The organism is Bacillus sp. GMs2/2 (genome assembly GCF_050172095.1).
Lineage (GTDB): Bacteria > Bacillota > Bacilli > Bacillales > Bacillaceae_G > Bacillus_A > Bacillus_A cereus.
Genome location: NZ_JBNLYE010000016.1, coordinates 1 through 20567, shown reverse-complemented (window position 1 = coordinate 20567; position 20567 = coordinate 1). Strand labels below are relative to the sequence as shown.

Sequence of the window (20567 nt, the reverse complement as noted above, 5' to 3'; positions counted from 1 at the left end):
AATCCAATTAAGTATTCTTTTTCGGAATCTCCTTACATATAACAATTGTTTTCCTGTGTTCTCTCACTACAAATTAAAAATTTTATTAATAGATTTACTGCATCTTCTCATACAAGAAAGGGGTATACTCATGAGTGAACTTAACAAAGAAATGACTTTACTCCCCCCTCCTGAACTCGTCCAATATGTAGGTGGCGACTTCAAAAAAGTTGGAAAAGAGTTCCTAAAGCATTTTATTCAAATTGGCGCTTTAAAACCAAATGAAAAAGTATTAGATGTAGGCTGCGGCGTCGGCCGAATGGCTGTACCATTATTGAATTACTTACATGATGATGGAGCGTATTATGGATTTGATTTGTTTAAAGATGGAATTACTTGGTGTCAAAATAACATTTCAACTATGCGTAATAATTTTCACTTTGAACATGTTGACATATACAATCAATTCTATAATCCAGAAGGAAAAGAAGATGCCTCTCAATATCGTTTTCCCTATGAAGACGGGACATTCGATTTTATCTTTTTAACTTCTGTATTTACGCATCTTCTACCAGAAGAATTAGAACATTACGTATCTGAAATTGTACGTGTATTAAAAAAAGACGGGAGATGTTTCATTACATTCTTTCTTATAAATCCTGAATCGGCCTATTATTTAAATGCAGGACAAAGTACATTAGGTTTTTATCATCGAATCGAAAATTGCTACGTTGTAAATAAAGATATTCCGAATTTCGCAGTTGCTTATCCTGAGACAGATATTTGCAATCTATTGAATAAGTACGGCCTAGAAATAATCAATAAGCCGCATTACGGTTTATGGTGCGGCAGACATGAATATACAAGTTACCAAGATATTGTTCTTACAAAAAAAAGCTTCTGAAAGGAAGTTATGTATGATGAATGAAAAAAATCCACCTCTCGTTTCCATCCTTATTCCCACTTATAATCGGCCTCATTATTTCAAAATTGCTCTAGAAAGTGCATTGGCACAAACTTATTCTAATATTGAAATCATCATCGGAGATGATAGTACAAATGATGAAACAGCAACTTTAATACGTGAACAATACTTACCAAATTATAAAAATATAACATACATTCGAAATATCCCTACTCTAGGACAATTTCACAATGACCTTATGCTCATAGAAAAATCAAATGGTGAGTATATAAATTTTTTAATGGACGATGACGTGTTTTATAAGCATAAAATACAAAAAATGATGGCCTATTTTGAGCAAGATCCCAATAAAAACCTTGCTCTTGTTACTTCTTATCGAGTACGTATTGATGATCATGGAAATCTAATAGGTGATTCCCATCCAACACAAAGGTTATATAGTGAAGATACCCCATTAAACGGGATATTTTTAGGTAATTGGATGTTAAAGGGCGGACACAACATTATCGGTGAGCCTACAACTACTTTGTTCCGAAAGGAATTGCTCACTGAACCTTTTGGCACCCTTAAAGAGCGACAATATTCTTGTAGTGTTGATATGGCCTCATGGATTTCTTTACTTTCTAAAGGAAATGCAATATACATTTCTGAGCCTTTAAGTCAATTTCGCTACCATGCTGGACAACAAATACACAATAAGCTCCTTCAAGGTTGTGAAGATTTCACACACCTTGTTATAACAGCAAAAGAATATGGCTTTTTACAAAATACTACGGACTATAGAGCAGCTCTACTTAGTGCTTACCAATGGTGTAAAAGTTCCTTAAAATACTATCTTCATCAACTAGATATTTTTCCTGACGCACATGTACGTCTTTCCCATTGTTTGGATATAATTATTAAAGAGTTAAACAATTAAACTACTCTGCAAAATCAAAAGTGTATGGACTATATGTGAATTATTTGTATAGTTCATACATTCTTTCTCATACTATAAAGTGAAACTTTAATCAGCTCTCACCAATCGGGCTTTTACGGGCAGTTGATCCCCCACCGAACTTCCTCGCTTTCGCTGAATTTTGAGGTGGGGGTCTTACTGCCCATTAATGCGGGATAAAATCCATTACTATAAAGAGCAGTAGAAAGGAATACCTACATTGAAAGATCCAAATTCTCAATATCAAATAGACTACGTATTACTATTTATTTTATTTGCCATTGGGATTGTTAGTTGTTGTGCTATTGCAAGTGCGCAAGCCTCTTTACCGCCATTTTTACAAAACGTCAATTTTGTACTAAAACAAATCCAATGGTATTTCATTGGATTTATAGCCATTGGTGTTATTATGATTATCGATTTCGACCGTTATCAAAAAATCGCTTGGTATTTGTACAGCTTTGCAATGGTACTACTTATTGGACTAGAACTTCAAGTACCAGGTGCCGTTACAATTAAAGGCGCTACAGCTTGGTACAGGCTCCCAGGCATCGGAAATTTTCAGCCTTCTGAAATTATGAAATTATTTTTAATTATCGTCATTGGACGAATTATAGCAAACCATAATGAGAAATATTTTCTCCAAACAATACATGACGATTTTTTACTACTTGGAAAAATATTTGCAACAAGTTTGCCACCACTACTACTGATCGCAAAGGAACCAGATTTAGGAAATACAATGGTCATTTCAGCGATGCTTGCAGCAATGATACTAGTTTCTGGCATACGATGGCGTTTTATTTTCGGATTAGTTTCAGCTACTTTCGTGGCTGGATCTACATTAATATATATTTTTTTTACTCACACAGATTTCTTTAAAGCACATATTTTAAAAGAATATCAATTAAATCGCTTCTACGGATGGTTAGCACCTTACAAATATGATGCACAAGGATATCAATTAAGACAAGCATTCTTAGCGACTGGATCCGGAGAAATGCAAGGAAAAGGGTGGGAAAATGGACAAGTATATTTTCCAGAACCACATACAGATTTTATTTTCACTAATGTCGCTGAACAATTTGGATTTCTAGGCGCAAGTGTCATTATTTCTCTTTTTTTCTTACTCATTTTTCGAATGATTCATATTGCTTTAGAAAGTAATGACCCTTTTGGTAGTTACATTTGCGCTGGTACAATCGGAATGTTTACTTTCCAAGTATTCCAAAATATCGGGATGACAATCGGATTACTTCCCATTACAGGGATAACATTACCTCTTATGAGCTACGGAGGAAGTTCACTGCTTACATACATGATTGCGATTGGGTTCATTTTAAATGTTCGCTCAAGAACGAAAATCTTTATGTTTAAATGAACAACACAAAAACGCTATATTTTTATCTCTATCCTTTTTTAGATATACTAATGAAAAATACGATGGAGGTTTAAATATGAAATATGACATTATAGGAGATATTCATGGATGTTTCCAAGATTTTCAAAATTTAACAGAGAAGCTAGGATATAACTGGAGTAGCGGTCTACCGGTTCACCCTGACCAACGCAAACTTGCATTCGTTGGCGATATTACAGACCGTGGTCCTCATTCATTACGTATGATTGAAATTGTATGGGAACTTGTCATACATAAAAAAGAAGCTTATTACGCTCCTGGAAATCACTGTAATAAACTATATCGATTTTTCCTTGGGCGTAATGTAACAGTCGCTCACGGACTTGAAACAACTGTTGCTGAATATGAGGCACTTCCTTCTCATAAGCAAAACATTATAAAAGAAAAGTTTATCACTCTTTATGAACAATCACCACTCTACCACATACTAGACGAAAAAAGAGTAATCGTATGTCACGCTGGGATTCGGCAAGATTACATAGGAAGACGAGATAAAAAAGTACAAACCTTTGTATTATATGGCGATATTACAGGAGAAAAGCATGCCGATGGCTCACCGGTCCGTCGCGATTGGGCGCAAGAATACAAGGGACAAGCTTGGATTGTATATGGACATACACCAGTAAAAGAACCTCGATTCGTCAATCAGACAGTCAATATTGATACTGGTGCTGTATTTGGTGGCAAATTAACCGGATTACGTTATCCTGAAATGGAGACTATCTCTGTCCCTTCTTCTTTACCTTTTGTCGCTGAGAAATTCCGTCCAATTTCATAACTACCTTACTTAGCATTATTTAGGCAGATTTCATATGAAACTAGGTAAAGTAATTAAAAAAAGATGCAATAAAGTGCATCTTTTTTTAATTACACTACATATAATGTCGCAGGAGGTGACAGAATGAAGAAAAAATCTTCTAAACAAAAAAGAAAATTTCCCCCTTTATATCTGCCCATGTACGGAATTAACAACTGGTGTAGTATTCGGGCTGCAGCGATAGAAGAACTGGAAGAACAAGAGTCATCAAAAAAAAGCAAAGTAAAACCAACATATGTCTCTTTAGAAAATGCTGTGATGAGCCGCATAATCGATCGCAGAAAAATAAAGATGCAACAAAAAAATAAACAGCTTTCAAATCAAGATGAACAGATACTACGTTCTAACCAAACAGAAGAAAAGACGGAAGAAAATATTTCTGTAGCAATGAATAAAAAAGTGGAACCAGAAATTCCAGCTGCTATTATAAACAAAGTAAAAAAAATAAAAGAAGCATTAGCTTCATCGAATGATATACAAATTGAAAAACCACTCATAATTGAGACACCTACACCTGAAAATACAAAAGTTAAAAGGGGCGGCCGATATGCATATGCAGAGGGGCTTCACTCTCATGCGGAGGGCATGGCAGCACATGCGGAAGGCTTATTAACACACGCAAAAGGTTCTTTCTCTCATGCAGAAGGATCAAACTCAAAAGCAACTGGACATAGTTCTCATAGTGAGGGAAGTGAAACGACAGCAGGCGGGGCTTATTCTCATGCGGAGGGTAAACAGACAATTGCTTTAGGCGAAGCAGCACACGCAGAAGGAAACGCAACTATTGCTAACGGATCCTCTTCTCATGCGGAAGGTCATCATACATCAACAGCTCATTTTGCAGGTAGCCATATTATGGGGCGCTTCGGCACTGCAGAAGAAGCTTATTCTTGGTTTATTGCAAATGGTGTAAGCGACACCGACCATAATATCGGGGCTAAATGGCTTGCTCATAATGGAGAAATGTACATTGAGGGCGCGTCTTACAATGCAAGCGGAACGGATTTTGCACAAATGTTTGAAACCGAAGGTTATAAACCTATTGATGTCGGTTATTTCGTTACATTTAGTAACGAAGAAAAAATTCGGATAGCTACTTCACGCGATTCGTTCATTTTAGGAATATCTAGTGCAACCCCTGCCCTTATAGGAAATAGCGGGGCTTTAAGTTGGCAAAAACGTTATAAAACAGATAACTTTGGAAAACGCCAATATGTATGGACGGAAGCCGAAGAAATACAACCTCTTTTAAATACAGAATGGGATCCAACTTGCAAATATGTAGCAAGAAAAGATCGCGCCGAGTGGCTTCCTGTCGGATTAATTGGACAAATGTTAGTACATGATGACGGCACTTGCGAAGCACATGGATATTGTCGTCCAAATGACAATGGCATTGCTACAAAAGCCGAAAGTGGATTTTTCGTTATAAAGCGTACGGGTGAAAACCAAATTTTAATATTATTCCGCTAAGAAAAAAGGGAACAAAATTCTTTATAATATAAGAATTTTGTTCCCTTTTTAAGTATGCCGCAACACTTCTTGCATATCGCTTGGAAGCTTTATAGTGAAAGACATCTCTTTCTCTAAAATAGGATGATAAAACGTCAAAGATTTACTATGAAGTGCTTGCCGTTTCATTTCATCCCTTCTCCCTCCATATAAGCTATCACCAAGTAACGGATGTCCTATATGAGCCATATGCACACGAATTTGATGCGTTCTTCCTGTCTCAAGCTCAAGCGCTACATGTGTCTTATGATATGTACTATCAATTACCTTAAAATGAGTAACTGCCCTTTGTCCATCCTCACAAACCGTTCGCTCAATAATGCTATCAGATTTTCGACCAATTGGTGCATCAATCATTCCTTCTCGTTCTACAATCCTTCCGTGAACAATTGCTTCATACGTTCGTTTCACAGCTTTTTGTTGATGCTGCTTCGATAAAAGATGATGCACGAAACGATTTTTTGCAATAAGCATAAGCCCCGAAGTATCACGATCTAAACGTGTTACGATGTGCACTGTACTTGCAAGGTGCTGCTTATCATAATGAGATAAAAGCGCATTTGCAACACTCCTTGTCGGATGTTCTCTAGACGGAATCGTTGACATGTTCGCCTCTTTATTAATGATAAGAACCGCGTCATCTTCATATACAATGCTTAAAGGGATATCTTCTGCCATCATCCCTTCACTTCTTTCCTCAACTGGAAAAAAGACACGTAATTCTTCACCAGCACGCAACTGATGACGAACACTCGCATGTTGACCATTTACTTCAATTGCCCCGCCGTGAAACTTTATATCCGTTAAAGCGGCTTTAGAAACGCCTTTCGTTTTCAAAAATTCCCTAACTAAAGTTCCCTCTTCAGCCGGCCCTATATCCCATTTCAATGTAAATCTGTTCAAATATATAACCCTTTCTATTTATCTGCAACAAACGAGTCACGAACTCGTTTCCAGAACGGGAATGGACGGAAACGAACAAATCGTACTTTCTCGTTTGCGACGCGATACTGGATTGATTTCACATCTTGATGAACCATCGTTAAATGATCCACTGTAATTTGTAAGTTCATTCCTGCAGCTGGCTTTAACACACATGTATGATGCTTCGGCAATACGAGCGGCGATCCTACAGTACGAAATACACGATTGTTAATGGACGCCATTTCTGCAATTTGTATCGCTTCAATAGATGGGTGAATAATCGCTCCGCCAAGCGCTTTATTATACGCGGTACTTCCTGAAGGAGTAGAGATACAAAGGCCGTCTCCGCGGAATGTTTCAAAATATTCTCCGCGTATTTCTACTTCTGTTACTAATGTACCTTCTGCACTTTTTACAGTCGCCTCATTCATCGCTAAATACTGTGACTCTTTACTTCCATTCACATAGCGAATAATAACTTCTAAAAGCGGATATTCCACCACTTGGAATGGTGTTTTTGCAATTGCAATTACTAATTTCTCTACTTCTGTCGGTAACCAATCTGCATAGAAACCTAGATGTCCTGTATGTACACCAACAAATGCCGTTTCAGCCAATCGATCATAATAACGATGAAATGCATATAAAAGCGTTCCATCTCCCCCAACAGAAATTACAATATCGGGTTCCTTTTCATCCATTATAAATCCGAAATCTAGCAAGTATTCTTTCATCGTGCTTGCCAGTGCATCTGATGATTGATCTCCCTTTGACATAATTGTAAATTTCATCGCACAACACCCTTTAGTTTATGATTCGGAATCTTTCGTTTCTTGCTTTCTTGAAAAAGCTTTCTGCGCTTCTTGAATTTCAAGACGGATAGAAGACATTTCTTCATCTAATAAAAATGCTGCTTCTGCTGCGCGTTGCAAGCGTATTTTAATATCTTCAGGAAAACGTCCACTATATTTATAATTTAAAGAATGCTCAATTGTTGCCCAAAAATTCATTGCTAGCGTGCGTATTTGGATTTCTACCAATACTTTTTGTTCACCCTGAATCGTTTGGACTGGGTAACTAATGACAACGTGATAAGAACGATAACCGCTATCTTTCTTCTGCGTGACATAATCACGTTCTTCCACGATTTCAAAGTCATTTCGTTTTCGAAGATATTCTACAACAGGCTTAATCTCATCAACAAATTGACACATCATTCGAAGGCCCGCGATATCTTGCATATCTTCTCTCAGCCGGTTCAGCGGTACATTTCTCTTCTCCGCTTTATCAATAATACTTGGAACCGACTTTACCCTTCCTGTTACAAACTCAATTGGAGAATGCTCTGTTAACATTGTAAATTGAGTACGCATTCCTTTTAGTTTCACTTTCAGCTCTGCCACCGCTTGGTGGTAAGGTGCTAAAAATTCTTCCCAATTTCGATTCATTTCAACCACCACCAAAATCAATCCATTTGCTTATAGAAATACTTTTTCTACAGCAGTTACTAGTTCTTCTCCGTAATTTGCATTACCTTCAATATTTTCAACTAAATATTCTACTTCTTCTTTTAATCCTTCTAATTCCATTTCAATTTCATTCACACGAACGAACATAACCACATCGTTATTCATCGCTTCATGCATTGCTTCCCAGCATGTGTGCGGAATACTTACATAAATGAAAGATGATTCGTTTTCTAAGATATATAAAAATGATAAATTGTCTGAGTCTACAAGTACATGATTACGTGCACTTAACTCCTTTACCTCTATTTCACTATTTTCCGCACAAAAAATAAGAGCATTCTCTCTCTTTTCTACGCTCTTAACTTGGATTTTATTTTGCATGCTCTAACTCCTCCATCTCAACTTCCTGTCTTACTTAACAGTATTATTGTATCATAACATGGACGCAAACAAATAAAACATTGAACCAAATTTATGAAAAAGCGATAATGTGTAAAGAATTATTTTTCAAAAGGAGATTATACAATGACACAAGAAATTGAAATTGAATTCAAAAATATCGTTACAAAAGAAGAATTCGATACATTATGTAAATCGTTTTCTATTGAAGCATTTACAAAACAAGTGAATCACTACTTTGAAACACCTGACTTCTCGTTAAAAGAAGCTGGCTCTGCACTTCGTATTCGTCATAAAGGAGAAACTTATACGTTAACGTTGAAACAACCTGCAGAAATCGGTTTATTAGAAACGCATCAAGTCGTAACAGAAGACGAAGCAAAAATGATGATGGAAACAAACACAATCATTCAAGGAGCAGTAGTAGATCAATTACACAAATTACAAATTCCTGTTTCTGCTTTAACATATATGGGTAGTTTAACAACAGAAAGAGCAGAAACATTATTTAAAGGCGGAACGCTTGTCTTTGATCATAGTTTCTATTACAATCACGATGATTATGAAATTGAATTTGAAGTGCAAGATGAAGAAACAGGAAAAGCTGCATTTATTGATTTATTAACGCAACATAACATACCTGTTCGCCATACAAATAACAAAGTAAAACGCTTTTTCCTTGCCAAACAAAACAAAGCACGCTAAAGTGAAAATTCCACTAGTGAATATGTTTCACTAGTGGATACATCTCACTAAAAAAGGTTACACCCGTAGAATAAGCAAAGAATCTTTGAGAAGTCTGTTTATTTGCCCTCTCGAACATTCCATTGCTACAATAGATATACATTTCATGGAAAAAGGAGTTTATAAAGGATGAGCAAGCAACCGATGACACCATTTGAAGCAATTGGCGGTGAACAATGCATTGCAATATTAGTAGATACATTTTATTCCTATGTCAGTAAACACCCTGACTTATCTCCCATCTTCCCGGAAGATTTAACAGAAACCGCTAGGAAGCAGAAGCAATTTTTAACACAATATTTAGGTGGTCCTAATTTGTACACTGAAGAACATGGGCATCCTATGTTAAGAGCACGCCATCTCCCGTTTGAGATTACCCCAAAACGAGCAGAGGCTTGGCTATCATGTATGGAGCAAGCAATGGATGATACTGGAGTGCATGGTCATATAAGAGAGTTTGTTTTTGAACGTTTAGCATTAACCGCTCAGCATATGGTTAATACTCCAAACGAAACAGGTGAAGTGTAATGGATAAGCAGGAAGCAAAGCATATAAATATGCCATCTCCTTCCGCATGCGAGCATAAGTCTGTAGAAGCATATTTATTTATTGATCCACTTTGTAAAGATTGCTGGGAAATTGAGCCTTTTATTATTAAACTATGGCTTGAATACGGGAAATACTTCTCTATTCGTCATATCGTAACAGGAAAAGTGGATGGAACGAACGCTTCCTCACACAAATGGAATAAACCTGCTAATATTCGATTTGTGTGGGAAAAGACAACCAGTTTACAAGGTTTTTCATGTGATGGAAAGGTACATATGCAAGAAGCATCGTCAACACCATATTTAGTTTCGATGGCAATTAAGGCAGCGGAGTTGCAAGGCCGAAAAGCAGGTTCGAAGTTTTTGCGAAAACTCCAAGAATACATTTTCCTTGAAAATGTATCAAACCCTGATTGCGAACTATTACTTGCATGTGCGAGAGATAGCAATATTGATGTAGAAGAATTTAAAAAAGATCTACATTCTGCTAGTGCAAAAAAAGCTTTCCAATGTGACTTGAAATTCACGAATGAAATGCATATTACAGAAATACCTTCCCTCGTCTTTTTTCATGCGAACTCAGATGAAGAAGGTATTAAAATCGCTGGAAATTATTCCTACGATGTATACGTACAATTATTGAAAGAACTTGTAAAATGTGAAATTGAGCCAGAACCATTACCACCTTTAGAAGTGCTACTAGAAGCAACACAATTTATATCTTCAAAAGAAGTAGCATTTATTTATGACTGTCCGCAACAAGAAATTGAACGCGAACTAAAAAAATTACAACTGAAACGAAAAGTACAAATGATAGAAGTAAAATGCGAACGTTATTGGAAATGGATAGCAAAAGAAAAAGACCTGGTGTAAACACCAGGTCTTCTTCTTTACGGCTTATAAAAATATTAAAGGGGATGGGAGAAATTTTCACGTTCAAACAAAGGGGTATATGTTTGTATGTGAATTCGTTCACGCTTATTATATTACAAGATTCGACGTCAGATGACAACCCCTTTTGTCGAATTTCACACTTTTGTCACATTCTAAACGTTTTCATTTTGAATAAGCTATAAAAAAGGTCATTTAGGGGGTTTATTTATGAAAAAATCTTATATTGCTCTTCTCTTTCTAGCTGTCATCGTTTCTTTTTTCTTGTACATCCTCTCTCTACTACAAGCTTTTCCTAAAATTATTGCCTTACCTCTTTTATTCGGAATCATCGTTATCACACTCTCTTATTTCAATTATAAAAAACGATTCAAAGGGTTTTAATTTCAAAAATCAGCCGTAAAGCTATCCTTTCAGTTAGAAAAAACAAAGGAATCCACCTTTCTCTTCAACAAATATCGACATTAAATCTATTCAACAAAAAAGACGAGGATACAATCCCTCGTCTTTTTTCATTACTTTTCTTCAAATAATAATGCTTCTAATTCATTTAATTTCTCTTCAAATACTTGTAGCGCCTCTTTTACTGGTTCAGGAGATGCCATATCTACTCCTGCTTTTTTCAGCACTTCAATTGGATAATCAGAGCTTCCTGCTTTTAAGAACTCGTTAATATAACGTTCTACTGCTGGTTGTCCTTCTTCTAAAATCTGTTTAGATAGAGCTGTCGCTGCACTAAATCCTGTTGCGTATTGATATACGTAATAGTTGTAGTAGAAGTGTGGAATACGAGACCATTCTAAACCAATCTCTTCGTCGATTACTAAAGCGTCACCGAAATATTTCTTATTTAAATCGTAGTAAATTTCCGTTAGCATGTCTGGCGTAACAGCATGTCCTTCTTGTACTTTCTTATGAATAATATGTTCAAACTCTGCAAACATCGTTTGACGGAATACAGTACCACGGAACCCTTCTAAATAATGATTTAATAAATATAGACGCTCTTTCTTATCTTCTGTCGTTTTTAATAAATAATCATTTAGAAGCGCTTCATTACAAGTAGATGCCACTTCTGCTACGAAGATGGAATAATCACCATATACGTGCGGTTGTGTTTTTCTTGTATAGTAACTATGCACCGAATGACCAAACTCATGAGCAAGTGTAAATAAATTATTTACATTATCATGCCAGTTCATTAAAATATACGGATTTGTTCCATATGCACCAGATGAATATGCACCGCTTCGTTTTCCTTTATTCTCATACACATCTACCCAGCGATTTTCATATGCCTCTTTCAAAATATCAACATATTCATCACCAAGTACGTTTAAAGATTTTAATAAAAGGTCTTGCGCTTCTTCGTATTTCACATTCATTTTCACTTCTGGTACAAGTGGTGTATATAAATCATACATATGAAGCTCATCAAGTCCTAGTGCACGCTTACGAATATCGATATAACGGTGTAATAAATGTAAGTTGTCATTTACTGTTTCAACGAGTTGATCGTATACTGCTTCCGGAATATTATTATTGCTCAGTGCAGCTTGGCGAGCAGAATCATATTTACGAACACGCGCATTGAAATTATTACGTTTTACTGCTCCGCTTAACGTACTTGCGAATGTGTTTTTAAATTTTCCGTACGTTTCATATACAGCTTTAAATGCATCTTTGCGAACACGAGGATCATCACTTTCTAAAAACTGAATGTAACGGCCATGTGTAATTTCTATTTCTTCTCCGTCTTCCCCTTTAATAGATGGGAATTTTAAATCCGCGTTATTCAACATACCGAATGTATTGCTTGATGAACTCATTACTTCAGATGCTTCCGCTAATAAAGCTTCCTCAGCTTCTGATAAGACGTGCGGGCGTTGACGTGTAATTTCTTCTAATGCATGTTCATATACACTTAAATCTCTATTTTCCTTCAAGAATGTTTGCAGTGTATCTTCTGAAATCGATAAAATTTCAGGCACAATATACGCTGTGCTACTAGATACTTGTGAATATAAATTTGTTGCGCGATCATTTAATGCTTGATATACAGAGTTTGTTGTATCTTGATCGTAACGCATATGAGCATATGTATATAACTTACCTAATCGCATTGAAATTTCATCTTCATATTGCAATGCCTCAAGTAAATTGTCCGCAGAGTCACCAAGTTTCCCTTTAAATTCAGTTAACTTCGGCAATAGCTCTTTAATAGCTTGGAATTCTTTTTCCCATTCTGCGTCCGTTTGGAAGATATCTTCTAAGCGCCACGTACTTGCTTCTTCAATCTCGTTGCGATCTGGTAATGCTTTCGCTTTGTTTTGTTCAGACATTCTTTAAGCCCTCCTTTAAATATCTCTACTTAAGTACAATTCGTTTTTTTCTTATGTAATTCCTTCACAATCATTCTTTATTATATCCCCTTTTCCTGCTCTCATGTTAAAATTTGCCTCAAATAAAGATAGCGCATGTATTAAGCAAATCTCATCATGTTTCATAATTTCCTCCTCTGTTTTTAACACCACGACATCCCTTATTTTCCGGTACGTATAAGTTCCCGCTTTACGCAAAACACCTATATAGCATAAAAATGTCATATATTCAGTAACTGCCACTTTCCATATGTGCTTTGAAAAGTACGGAAGTATCCGCCTTTTCGTATACCTTTTTGCATAACTACACACGTATTGAAGAGAAATACACTCTCCCACTGCAAGCTCCCCTATACACTTCATATAGAGGAAAGCTTGCCATATAAATGGGTTTGTTTGTAAAGCAAATGCAGAAGGGAGTGGAACACCAATTTCAGAAGGAAAGCTTGCTGGAGTACATTTAAATTGATATAAGAGGCGTAATAATGACTTATAATTATAATTCCAAATCGGCAGGGCATTTTTGCGGAAGTAGTTCTTTCTCTTCTCCCACTCTTCACCCAATCTTTCTTTCCCGAAAGGAACGGGAGAAAAAAGCATTTCAAAAGTAGTCGTATCAGTTGGTAAATATATAGTATGTGAGAAAAAAACATTTGTAGAAAAGGGAGTGACAAATGCACATTTCATAAATGATTTTTGTTTCGGACAGAAGAAAATAAGAAGTGGCTGAGGATAAGATTGTAAGGAGAAAGCCATAAGTGAGGAAAATTTCATCCAATATGCAGATTGCTTTTTCAATTGATTTCCACCAACGATCCAAATGACCTGTATACCAGCTTGCCAATACGAATATGTTCTTTTGTACAGCTGTTCTATAGCGAGGTTTGCACATTGGTATTCAATTGCAATTTTTCTGCCCGCCCTCTCTACAAAAACATCTGGTCGTTGCTTAATTTCTGGAAGGTAGTACTCTATATCCACCTGAAAGTTTTGACGCTTGAACCATCTATATAACAATTCTTTACCGTGCATATGATACGTTGATTCCGCTTCATAAAAGGCAAGACATGAATCCACTTTTTTATGAGCAAAATGCCAACTTTTTTGTTTCCCTAATTTCATTTGCACTTCCTTTCCACAAGCTACACAAAAGAATCGTTCTTGTTGACGCATACGGCGCAAAAGCTTTTCATTACAATTATAGAGTAAATGAATTTTCTCTCCGTTTTCTCTTTTAGCGATAAATATCGTAATCACACCCTTTCAGCTCCTTATATTCTACAATTTGTTACAAATTCCTTTTAAAAAAGAGATGTCCCAATTTCGGACATCTCTTTTTATAATAAAGGTGATAATAAGCGGTATGTTGATTCAACAATTCGTCTATGAAGACGTCTTTTATGAAAATGATCAACATGAATTTCACTTGATTCTTCTAAATCATCTTTAAAGTCTTGAACAAGTTTTCGAATGCTATCTGTATCATATAAAAAGGCATTTACTTCAAAATTCAAATGAAAACTTCTCATATCCATATTAGCTGTCCCAATTGAAGCTAAATCAGAATCGACGATGACAACTTTACTATGAAGAAAACCTTTTTCATATTCATATATCTTTACACCTGCATCTAAAAGCTCTGGGAAGTACGATCTCGATGCGTAAAAGACAGTCCGCTTATCCGGTTTACTCGGCATTAATAAACGAACATCAATACCAGCAAGTGCAGCAACCTTTAATGCGGATAAAATATCATCATCCGGAATAAAATACGGCGTTGCAATCCAAATAGATTTTCGAGCAGAAGCGATCATTGCAAAATATAAATGCTTAATCGTTTCCCACTTATTATCGGGGCCACCTGCAACTAGCTGCACTCCTCCCCAATGATCACCCTCAACTGCTTTTGCTTGTAAATATTCAGGGGCTAGCACAGCCTCACCAGTCATATAAAACCAATCTTGAAGGAAAATAAGCTGCAAACTTTGTACAGCTTCACCACGCAAATATAAATGTGTGTCTCGCCAAAAGCCGAAGTACTTATCCTTCCCTAAATATTCATCACCAATATTTAATCCACCTACAAAGCCTTCATTTCCATCAATAATAACGATTTTTCGATGATTTCGATAATTAATTTTATCGTTTAAAATCGGAAAGCGTACAGGGAAGAACGGAATCATTTCGACTCCTGCATCGTTTAATTCTTCAATATACGATTTTGATAATTTAAAACTTCCAACCGCATCATACAAAAAACGAACGACTACGCCCTCTTTCGATTTTTGTATTAAAATATCTTTAATTTCTGTTCCTAACTTATCATCACGCACAATGTAATATTCCATATGAATGTGATGTTTCGCTCGTTTTAACCCATTTAAAATAGCCCGAAACGTTTCATCTCCATTTGTTAATGTCCTCGTTTCAGTTTGAAATGAAATATTTAAAGCACCTAATCGATCCGCTAAACGAAATAACAGCTCTTGATGCTTATGATTGCGTAAAATCCGTTCTTCGTAATCTTCATGCCCCTTATATTGTAAAAACGCTTGTTCATCAAGTAACGCCTTCTTTTGGAACATTCTTTTTCTCCGAAAATTTTGTCCGAATAATAAATAAGCGAAGAATCCAAATACCGGAAAAATTCCTAAAACAATTAACCATGTAAGTGTTTTAGATGGATGTCGATTTTCTAAGAAAATAACGCAACCAATTAAAAACGCAGATACTGTAAATAAAATACTGATAATACCTAAAATCGAAACATCTTTTATCCCAATCACATCTGAATAAAATGCTACATCAATAAACATACGTAACGAAACAAATAATGCGAACAATAGCAGTATAAAGAAAATCAGCTTTAACGTATTTTTCATCTCTTACCTCCTAACTAAGAAAGCTTTCCTATTCTTCATATAAAAAGCCGATTTCATACTACAGAAATCGGCCTACGTTTTAGCAGGAAAATTATTGCGAATCGTTTCAAGAGCATGCTCTTTCACAATTTGTTTTCCATACTCACTTACACGATGAATTGTTAAAGTTGATTCTTCCCCATATTCTAAAATAATACTTAAAATACGATCGATTTCTTCTTCATCATGTAGCACTTCATCGAATTCCACATATACATAATAGCGGTTCTCAAATGAATACAGCTCATCTTTTATATCTTCAAAGATAAGACGATGACTTAATGAAATGACATCTTCAAAATCATTAAACTTAATTAAAAAGCCAAACGTACCATCTTCATTAAAGTTTGTTCCTGTTTGTTCTTCTACCTCTTCGACTAATTCTTGTTGGAATAATGATTCGATGCCTTCATCTAGAGGAATATCTATAATTTTGTCTACCCCTATCGGTAGTTCCAGCTTTTGCCCGTCTTTTGAAAGCTCTGCTTTCGTGACAAGTACTTCAATCCCTTTATCGACTGCTTGCACTTGAATCCATAACGGTCCATCAATAAAGAAATCGTCATGATCACGAGCTTCGTCCATCATCTCCCAAAAGAGCTCTTCACTTCGTTCGCGATCATACCAAATCTCTTCACGATTAAATCCTCTATCCTCTATATCAATGTACGTAATAAAAAATTTCATCGTATGATCATTAATTCTTTCAATATCCAAAATACAACTCTCCCTTCCTGCTTAGAATTGTTATGAAGGGATTCCCCACTCATATGACAAATCAATAGATTCTTGTACTCTCATTTTATGATAAGATTCTCCAGAATGGAAATAAAATCGATTTATTTTACAAAAATAGTTATATGCCTATCTTTACTCGATCAACTACGTAAATATATTATTATAGCGATTTCTTACTTACAAAAAATTTGGACATACATTTCCACATTCCCCCGTACACTGTAATAAAGTGAAACTTCTATTAGAAGAGATTATTTAACAACAACTTTCTTCATCACATACATATAGTTCGCTTATTAAAACATCATAAATGGAGGCAGACGAATGGACTTAGAGTTTTTAACATCCGTACTAATGATTGTCGGTATCGATGTTGTATTAGGTGGTGACAATGCAATCGTCATCGCACTAGCTAGCCGAAATTTACCTGAATCGAAACGAAATAAGGCTATTTTGATCGGTACTCTTTTAGCGATTGTACTAAGAATTGTCCTTACTATACTAGCTGTCTATTTACTCGACATTCCATTTCTACAATTGATTGGCGGGGTTTTACTTACATTAATTGCAGTCAATTTATTAACCGATAATAGCAACGATCTTTCTTCTATTCAAGGAAAAACAACTTTATTTCAAGCTGTGCGGACAATTGTTTTCGCGGATCTCGTTATGGGGTTTGATAATGTTATTGCCATTGCAGGTGCAGCTCACGGGAGATTTTTACTCGTCATAATCGGCTTACTCATTTCTATCCCGATTATTATTTGGGGCAGCAAACTTATTTTAATACTTATGGAGCGATTTCCATTCCTCATTTATTGCGGTGCAGCAATTCTTGCCTATACTGCAGGAAAAATGGTTACACATGAAGACAGACTTGCAACCTTTTTTCATAACAATCCAAGTTTCACTGCAAGCATTCCTTATTTGTTCATTTTCACTATTTTATGCATCGGCTTTATTGTACAACAAGTTCGATTACGCAATGTGAAACATTAAAAAAAACCTTCTACTATATAATAGGTAGAAGGTTTTCATATTATTATAATTAATTTACAAGACGTTGTGCTTCACGTAATTGGAACGTTCTTACTGTACGTGGTAAGAAACGACGAATTTCGTCTTCGTTGTAACCAACTTGAAGGCGTTTCTCGTCAATCATAATTGGACGACGTAAAATCCCTGGATAGTCACGAATCATCTTATATAAATCTTGAAGTGGTAAAGACTCTAAGTTTACATTCAATTCTTGGAAAACTTTCGAACGAGTAGAAATAATCTCATCCGTTCCGCTTTCTGTCATACGTAAAATCTCTTTAATTTCCTCAATCGTTAATGGATCTGAGAAAATATTACGTTCTGTATAGGGAATATGATTTTCCTCTAGCCATAATTTCGCCTTTCTACAAGACGTACAGCTTGGAGAACTATATAATGTTACCATACAAAGCTCACTCTCCTTAAAGAGTACAAATTCTGTACTAAATACAGTTTTAATTTCTAACTTCAGCAATTTTTCGTGATAACTTGTCTTATTGAAAAGTACAAAAATCACATTTCATGTAAGCAACAACTTATAATAAACAACAATTACTTTTAATAAGTAACTTCTATAATCATTATACAATAGATTTTGCAAGAAATATACAGTAAATTTCCTGCTAGTTGAGAAAACTCTCCCGTGTATTTCACTGCTATGTAACATGATTACGCTCATTTCAGCTGTACTTTAACAATAACTTTCAACCCTTTTACTACTCACTTCCCATAGATTTTTCATATAATATATAGTTATTTATCTATAATCTTCCCTATGAAAAAGAGAACGTTTTCTTACTTTTTCTTGATAAATCAATTAAGAAATGTAAGACTATACAAATGAGAATAAAAAGGAACATTTGTTCTTATTTTAACAAATATCCTCCCTCCTGTCTACATGATTTCTAAAGTAAATTAAATATTTTTCTGACATTTCTTTCTTTTTCATTTTTTATCTCATACAATAAACATACAGACAGGCAAAGGGGGAGTTTTCAAATGATTGCTTTTTTTATTGATTTTATTACGGTTGCTGCCCTCATCATCGGAATAACAGCATTGATTGGTGTCATTACAAATAGCATCGGCGAAAAGCTCTTTGGTGGAAAAGAAAAAATGAAGTTTGTTAACAAAAGTTTGGATGTACAATCTGGCTGGAACCAAGTTGGCGGAAAAGGCATTTATAAGAAACGAACGTATTAAAAAAAGCAGGTGATCACCTGCTTTTTTTCTTATTTCTCTACTGACGCCCATTTAAAGCTTAAATCGCCGCCATATTTATGGTTATACATATTTTTAATTGAATCTCTTTGTAAATATGCTCTACCACGTTGATATACTGGAACGATCGCAGCATCATCAAGTAACATTTTTTCTGCTTCTAATAAGTTCTTCCAACGAGCATTTACATCGCTTCCATCTTTTTTCGCCTTCATAATGATTTCATCGTATTTTGGATTAGAGTACTTCATCTTATTTTGTGACCCATCTGTTACAAACATATCAAGATATGTAATTGGATCTGGGAAGTCCGCACTCCATCCAGAGAATGACATGACATAATCGCCCGCATCTTCTAATTTTAGTTTTTGTGCGAATGGTTGTTGTTTAATTTTTACTGTTAAACCTGGTAAATTCTTTTCTAATTCACCTTTTAAATATTCACCAGTTTTCTTTGATAACTCTACATCTTCATTTAATAATTCTAATTCGATTTCATTTTTACCAAGTTCTTTTTTACCAGCTTCCCAATATTTCTTCGCTTCTTTCACGTTTGGTTTTACAATATCCCCGTTTACAGCACGGAAATCTTTTTTATCTGGTCCTTTAATGAAGTTATCAGGAATTAATCCTGTCGCTGGCTTAGAACCGTTATTTAATAATGTATCCACGAATGGCTTACGGTCAAAAGCAAGTGAAATTGCTTTACGAATATTTTTATTTGCTAAAGCTGGATCTTTTTGATTTAAACGAAGGAAGAATACAGATGTATCTTCTACTGTTTGGAAATCTGGTTTTCCTTTATATTTATCAATAAACTCCGCTAATAACGACGCTCGATCAATTGCATTTGTTTCATATAAGTTAATTGGCGTAGATGTATCTTTTACAATATTAAAGTTTACTTCTTCAATCTTCACTTCTTTATTGTCCCAATATGACGCGCTCTTTGTCATTTTAAAGCTACGTTCATGTTGCCAATCACTTAATGTAAATGGCCCGTTATAAAGCGTTGTATTCGCTTCCAAACCAAACTTCGTACCTTGCTCTTTCACAAACTTTTCATTCACAGGATAGAAGATTGGATATACCATTAAATCTACAAGGTATGGAATTGAATTATCTAATTCCACTTCTAATGTATAATCATCAATCGCCTTTACCCCTAATTGATCCGGACTCATCTCTTTTTTATTAATTTTCTCTGCATTTTTTATATCATACATAATGTACGCTGATTTCGCAGCTGTATCTGGGTTAATCGCTCTTTGCCATGCATATACGAAATCTTTTGCCGTCACAGGCTCACCATTTGACCATTTTGCGTCTTCACGTAATTTAAATGTATATTTTTTACCATCTTCTGATTTTTTGAATTCCTTCGCTACACCAGGAACTAGCTTATCATCTTTTCCTAAACTGTATAAGCCTTCCATCGTATTAGTCATTACTCTTGAAGAAACTGCATCAGCTGATAACGCTGGATCCATCGTTGGAATTTCTTGTGTTTCAATTAAGTTAATAACTTGCTTCGCGCCGCTTTTTCCGCTATCCCCTTTAGCGTTTGCTTGCGATTCATCTTTTTGATAGCTACATGCCCCTAACATCATGCTCATCGCTACTGTTGATGCTACAAAAACTGGTATCTTTTTTTTCATACTTCCACCCTCCAAAAAAATGTTAACCCTTTCATTTTCAAACAA

The 20567-nt window shown here is 35.5% G+C and carries 21 protein-coding genes; 11 read left to right on the top strand and 10 right to left on the bottom strand.

All coding sequences use genetic code 11. From position 1 onward, the window contains the following. Window positions 1-130: 130 nt before the first annotated feature. The 5 genes from ACQGS6_RS04785 (at window position 131) to ACQGS6_RS04765 (ending at window position 5551) form a co-directional block, all read left to right on the top strand. Window positions 131-883 carry a class I SAM-dependent methyltransferase gene (locus ACQGS6_RS04785; RefSeq protein WP_001292834.1) on the top strand — a complete coding sequence of 251 codons (753 nt, stop codon included), beginning with the start codon at window positions 131-133 and terminating at the stop codon, window positions 881-883. A gap of 13 nt (window positions 884-896) precedes the next feature. Then, window positions 897-1823 (top strand): glycosyltransferase family 2 protein, encoded by a 927-nt coding sequence (locus ACQGS6_RS04780; RefSeq protein ID WP_009327247.1) that lies wholly within the window; start codon window positions 897-899, stop codon window positions 1821-1823. A 238-nt stretch (window positions 1824-2061) separates the two neighbouring features. Then, window positions 2062-3222: an FtsW/RodA/SpoVE family cell cycle protein gene (locus ACQGS6_RS04775; protein ID WP_000654697.1), complete on the top strand. Its 1161-nt coding sequence runs from the start codon at window positions 2062-2064 to the stop codon at window positions 3220-3222. A gap of 76 nt (window positions 3223-3298) precedes the next feature. Then, window positions 3299-4039 carry a bis(5'-nucleosyl)-tetraphosphatase PrpE gene (prpE, locus tag ACQGS6_RS04770; RefSeq protein ID WP_426964932.1) on the top strand — a complete coding sequence of 247 codons (741 nt, stop codon included), beginning with the start codon at window positions 3299-3301 and terminating at the stop codon, window positions 4037-4039. A 123-nt stretch (window positions 4040-4162) separates the two neighbouring features. Further along, window positions 4163-5551: a peptidase G2 autoproteolytic cleavage domain-containing protein gene (locus tag ACQGS6_RS04765; RefSeq protein ID WP_426964931.1), complete on the top strand. Its 1389-nt coding sequence runs from the start codon at window positions 4163-4165 to the stop codon at window positions 5549-5551. Window positions 5552-5599: 48 nt separating this feature from the next. Here ACQGS6_RS04765 and ACQGS6_RS04760 read toward each other — a convergent pair whose 3' ends face one another. Genes ACQGS6_RS04760 through ACQGS6_RS04745 form a run of 4 tightly spaced genes read right to left on the bottom strand, consistent with a single transcriptional unit; the run spans window position 5600 to window position 8364 of the window. Then, on the bottom strand, window positions 5600-6493 hold the full coding sequence (locus tag ACQGS6_RS04760) for an RluA family pseudouridine synthase (protein WP_001079141.1): 894 nt from the start codon (window positions 6491-6493) through the stop codon (window positions 5600-5602). A gap of 14 nt (window positions 6494-6507) precedes the next feature. Further along, complete coding sequence (locus tag ACQGS6_RS04755) at window positions 6508-7305, bottom strand: NAD kinase (protein WP_000673182.1); 798 nt, start codon at window positions 7303-7305, stop codon at window positions 6508-6510. An 18-nt stretch (window positions 7306-7323) separates the two neighbouring features. Further along, window positions 7324-7962 carry a GTP pyrophosphokinase gene (locus ACQGS6_RS04750; RefSeq protein WP_001081489.1) on the bottom strand — a complete coding sequence of 213 codons (639 nt, stop codon included), beginning with the start codon at window positions 7960-7962 and terminating at the stop codon, window positions 7324-7326. 30 nt (window positions 7963-7992) lie between these two features. Beyond that, entirely contained in the window at window positions 7993-8364 is a 372-nt protein-coding gene (locus ACQGS6_RS04745; RefSeq protein WP_001180004.1) for a hypothetical protein, read from the bottom strand. A gap of 144 nt (window positions 8365-8508) precedes the next feature. On the opposite strand from ACQGS6_RS04745, the gene ACQGS6_RS04740 reads away from it, so the two are divergent. The 4 genes from ACQGS6_RS04740 to ACQGS6_RS04725 all read left to right on the top strand — a co-directional run bounded on the left by ACQGS6_RS04740 (window position 8509) and on the right by ACQGS6_RS04725 (window position 10949). Next, window positions 8509-9087 (top strand): CYTH domain-containing protein, encoded by a 579-nt coding sequence (locus tag ACQGS6_RS04740; RefSeq protein ID WP_000191120.1) that lies wholly within the window; start codon window positions 8509-8511, stop codon window positions 9085-9087. A gap of 168 nt (window positions 9088-9255) precedes the next feature. Next, complete coding sequence (locus tag ACQGS6_RS04735) at window positions 9256-9654, top strand: hypothetical protein (RefSeq protein WP_000043386.1); 399 nt, start codon at window positions 9256-9258, stop codon at window positions 9652-9654. Further along, window positions 9654-10547, top strand: a complete 894-nt coding sequence (locus ACQGS6_RS04730; RefSeq protein WP_000360656.1) for a ClpXP adapter SpxH family protein — start codon at window positions 9654-9656, stop codon at window positions 10545-10547. Before ACQGS6_RS04735 ends, ACQGS6_RS04730 begins: the two co-directional genes overlap by 1 nt. A gap of 228 nt (window positions 10548-10775) precedes the next feature. Then, the gene (locus ACQGS6_RS04725) at window positions 10776-10949 is read left to right on the top strand and encodes a hypothetical protein (RefSeq protein WP_000750355.1); all 174 of its coding nucleotides are present in this window, start codon (window positions 10776-10778) and stop codon (window positions 10947-10949) included. 131 nt (window positions 10950-11080) lie between these two features. On the opposite strand, the gene pepF is transcribed toward ACQGS6_RS04725, so the two are convergent. The 4 genes from pepF to mecA form a co-directional block, all read right to left on the bottom strand. Next, the gene (gene pepF / locus ACQGS6_RS04720; RefSeq protein WP_000003348.1) at window positions 11081-12907 is read right to left on the bottom strand and encodes an oligoendopeptidase F; all 1827 of its coding nucleotides are present in this window, start codon (window positions 12905-12907) and stop codon (window positions 11081-11083) included. 51 nt (window positions 12908-12958) lie between these two features. Beyond that, on the bottom strand, window positions 12959-14203 hold the full coding sequence (locus tag ACQGS6_RS04715) for a competence protein CoiA (RefSeq protein ID WP_000628329.1): 1245 nt from the start codon (window positions 14201-14203) through the stop codon (window positions 12959-12961). An 80-nt stretch (window positions 14204-14283) separates the two neighbouring features. Continuing rightward, window positions 14284-15828, bottom strand: a complete 1545-nt coding sequence (locus ACQGS6_RS04710) for a cardiolipin synthase (RefSeq protein ID WP_000799192.1) — start codon at window positions 15826-15828, stop codon at window positions 14284-14286. A gap of 72 nt (window positions 15829-15900) precedes the next feature. Then, window positions 15901-16584 carry an adaptor protein MecA gene (gene mecA / locus ACQGS6_RS04705; RefSeq protein WP_000350716.1) on the bottom strand — a complete coding sequence of 228 codons (684 nt, stop codon included), beginning with the start codon at window positions 16582-16584 and terminating at the stop codon, window positions 15901-15903. Window positions 16585-16929: 345 nt separating this feature from the next. Between mecA and ACQGS6_RS04700 the strand changes: the two genes are divergently transcribed. Next, on the top strand, window positions 16930-17604 hold the full coding sequence (locus ACQGS6_RS04700) for a TerC family protein (RefSeq protein WP_000362615.1): 675 nt from the start codon (window positions 16930-16932) through the stop codon (window positions 17602-17604). Window positions 17605-17653: 49 nt separating this feature from the next. Here ACQGS6_RS04700 and spx read toward each other — a convergent pair whose 3' ends face one another. After that, entirely contained in the window at window positions 17654-18049 is a 396-nt protein-coding gene (gene spx, locus ACQGS6_RS04695) for a transcriptional regulator Spx (RefSeq protein ID WP_000258267.1), read from the bottom strand. 593 nt (window positions 18050-18642) lie between these two features. Between spx and ACQGS6_RS04690 the strand changes: the two genes are divergently transcribed. After that, window positions 18643-18846 carry a hypothetical protein gene (locus ACQGS6_RS04690; RefSeq protein WP_000559971.1) on the top strand — a complete coding sequence of 68 codons (204 nt, stop codon included), beginning with the start codon at window positions 18643-18645 and terminating at the stop codon, window positions 18844-18846. Between the two features lie 29 nt (window positions 18847-18875). Here the strand turns inward: ACQGS6_RS04690 and ACQGS6_RS04685 are convergent, their stop codons facing one another. Then, window positions 18876-20522, bottom strand: coding sequence for a peptide ABC transporter substrate-binding protein (locus tag ACQGS6_RS04685; RefSeq protein ID WP_000727250.1), 1647 nt, complete (start codon window positions 20520-20522; stop codon window positions 18876-18878). Window positions 20523-20567 lie beyond the last annotated feature (45 nt).

Bases quoted from the DNA above. Each gene is read 5' to 3' on its own strand.
- ACQGS6_RS04730 (WP_000360656.1), top strand. From the start codon at position 9,654: ATGGATAAGCAGGAAGCAAAGCATATAAATATGCCATCTCCTTCCGCA.
- ACQGS6_RS04735 (WP_000043386.1), top strand. From the start codon at position 9,256: ATGAGCAAGCAACCGATGACACCATTTGAAGCAATTGGCGGTGAACAA.
- ACQGS6_RS04700 (WP_000362615.1), top strand. From the start codon at position 16,930: ATGGACTTAGAGTTTTTAACATCCGTACTAATGATTGTCGGTATCGAT.
- spx (WP_000258267.1), bottom strand. From the start codon at position 18,049: ATGGTAACATTATATAGTTCTCCAAGCTGTACGTCTTGTAGAAAGGCG.
- ACQGS6_RS04745 (WP_001180004.1), bottom strand. From the start codon at position 8,364: ATGCAAAATAAAATCCAAGTTAAGAGCGTAGAAAAGAGAGAGAATGCT.
- ACQGS6_RS04740 (WP_000191120.1), top strand. From the start codon at position 8,509: ATGACACAAGAAATTGAAATTGAATTCAAAAATATCGTTACAAAAGAA.
- ACQGS6_RS04765 (WP_426964931.1), top strand. From the start codon at position 4,163: ATGAAGAAAAAATCTTCTAAACAAAAAAGAAAATTTCCCCCTTTATAT.
- ACQGS6_RS04780 (WP_009327247.1), top strand. From the start codon at position 897: ATGATGAATGAAAAAAATCCACCTCTCGTTTCCATCCTTATTCCCACT.
- pepF (WP_000003348.1), bottom strand. From the start codon at position 12,907: ATGTCTGAACAAAACAAAGCGAAAGCATTACCAGATCGCAACGAGATT.
- ACQGS6_RS04710 (WP_000799192.1), bottom strand. From the start codon at position 15,828: ATGAAAAATACGTTAAAGCTGATTTTCTTTATACTGCTATTGTTCGCA.
- ACQGS6_RS04755 (WP_000673182.1), bottom strand. From the start codon at position 7,305: ATGAAATTTACAATTATGTCAAAGGGAGATCAATCATCAGATGCACTG.
- ACQGS6_RS04750 (WP_001081489.1), bottom strand. From the start codon at position 7,962: ATGAATCGAAATTGGGAAGAATTTTTAGCACCTTACCACCAAGCGGTG.
- prpE (WP_426964932.1), top strand. From the start codon at position 3,299: ATGAAATATGACATTATAGGAGATATTCATGGATGTTTCCAAGATTTT.
- ACQGS6_RS04725 (WP_000750355.1), top strand. From the start codon at position 10,776: ATGAAAAAATCTTATATTGCTCTTCTCTTTCTAGCTGTCATCGTTTCT.
- ACQGS6_RS04685 (WP_000727250.1), bottom strand. From the start codon at position 20,522: ATGAAAAAAAAGATACCAGTTTTTGTAGCATCAACAGTAGCGATGAGC.
- ACQGS6_RS04785 (WP_001292834.1), top strand. From the start codon at position 131: ATGAGTGAACTTAACAAAGAAATGACTTTACTCCCCCCTCCTGAACTC.
- ACQGS6_RS04690 (WP_000559971.1), top strand. From the start codon at position 18,643: ATGATTGCTTTTTTTATTGATTTTATTACGGTTGCTGCCCTCATCATC.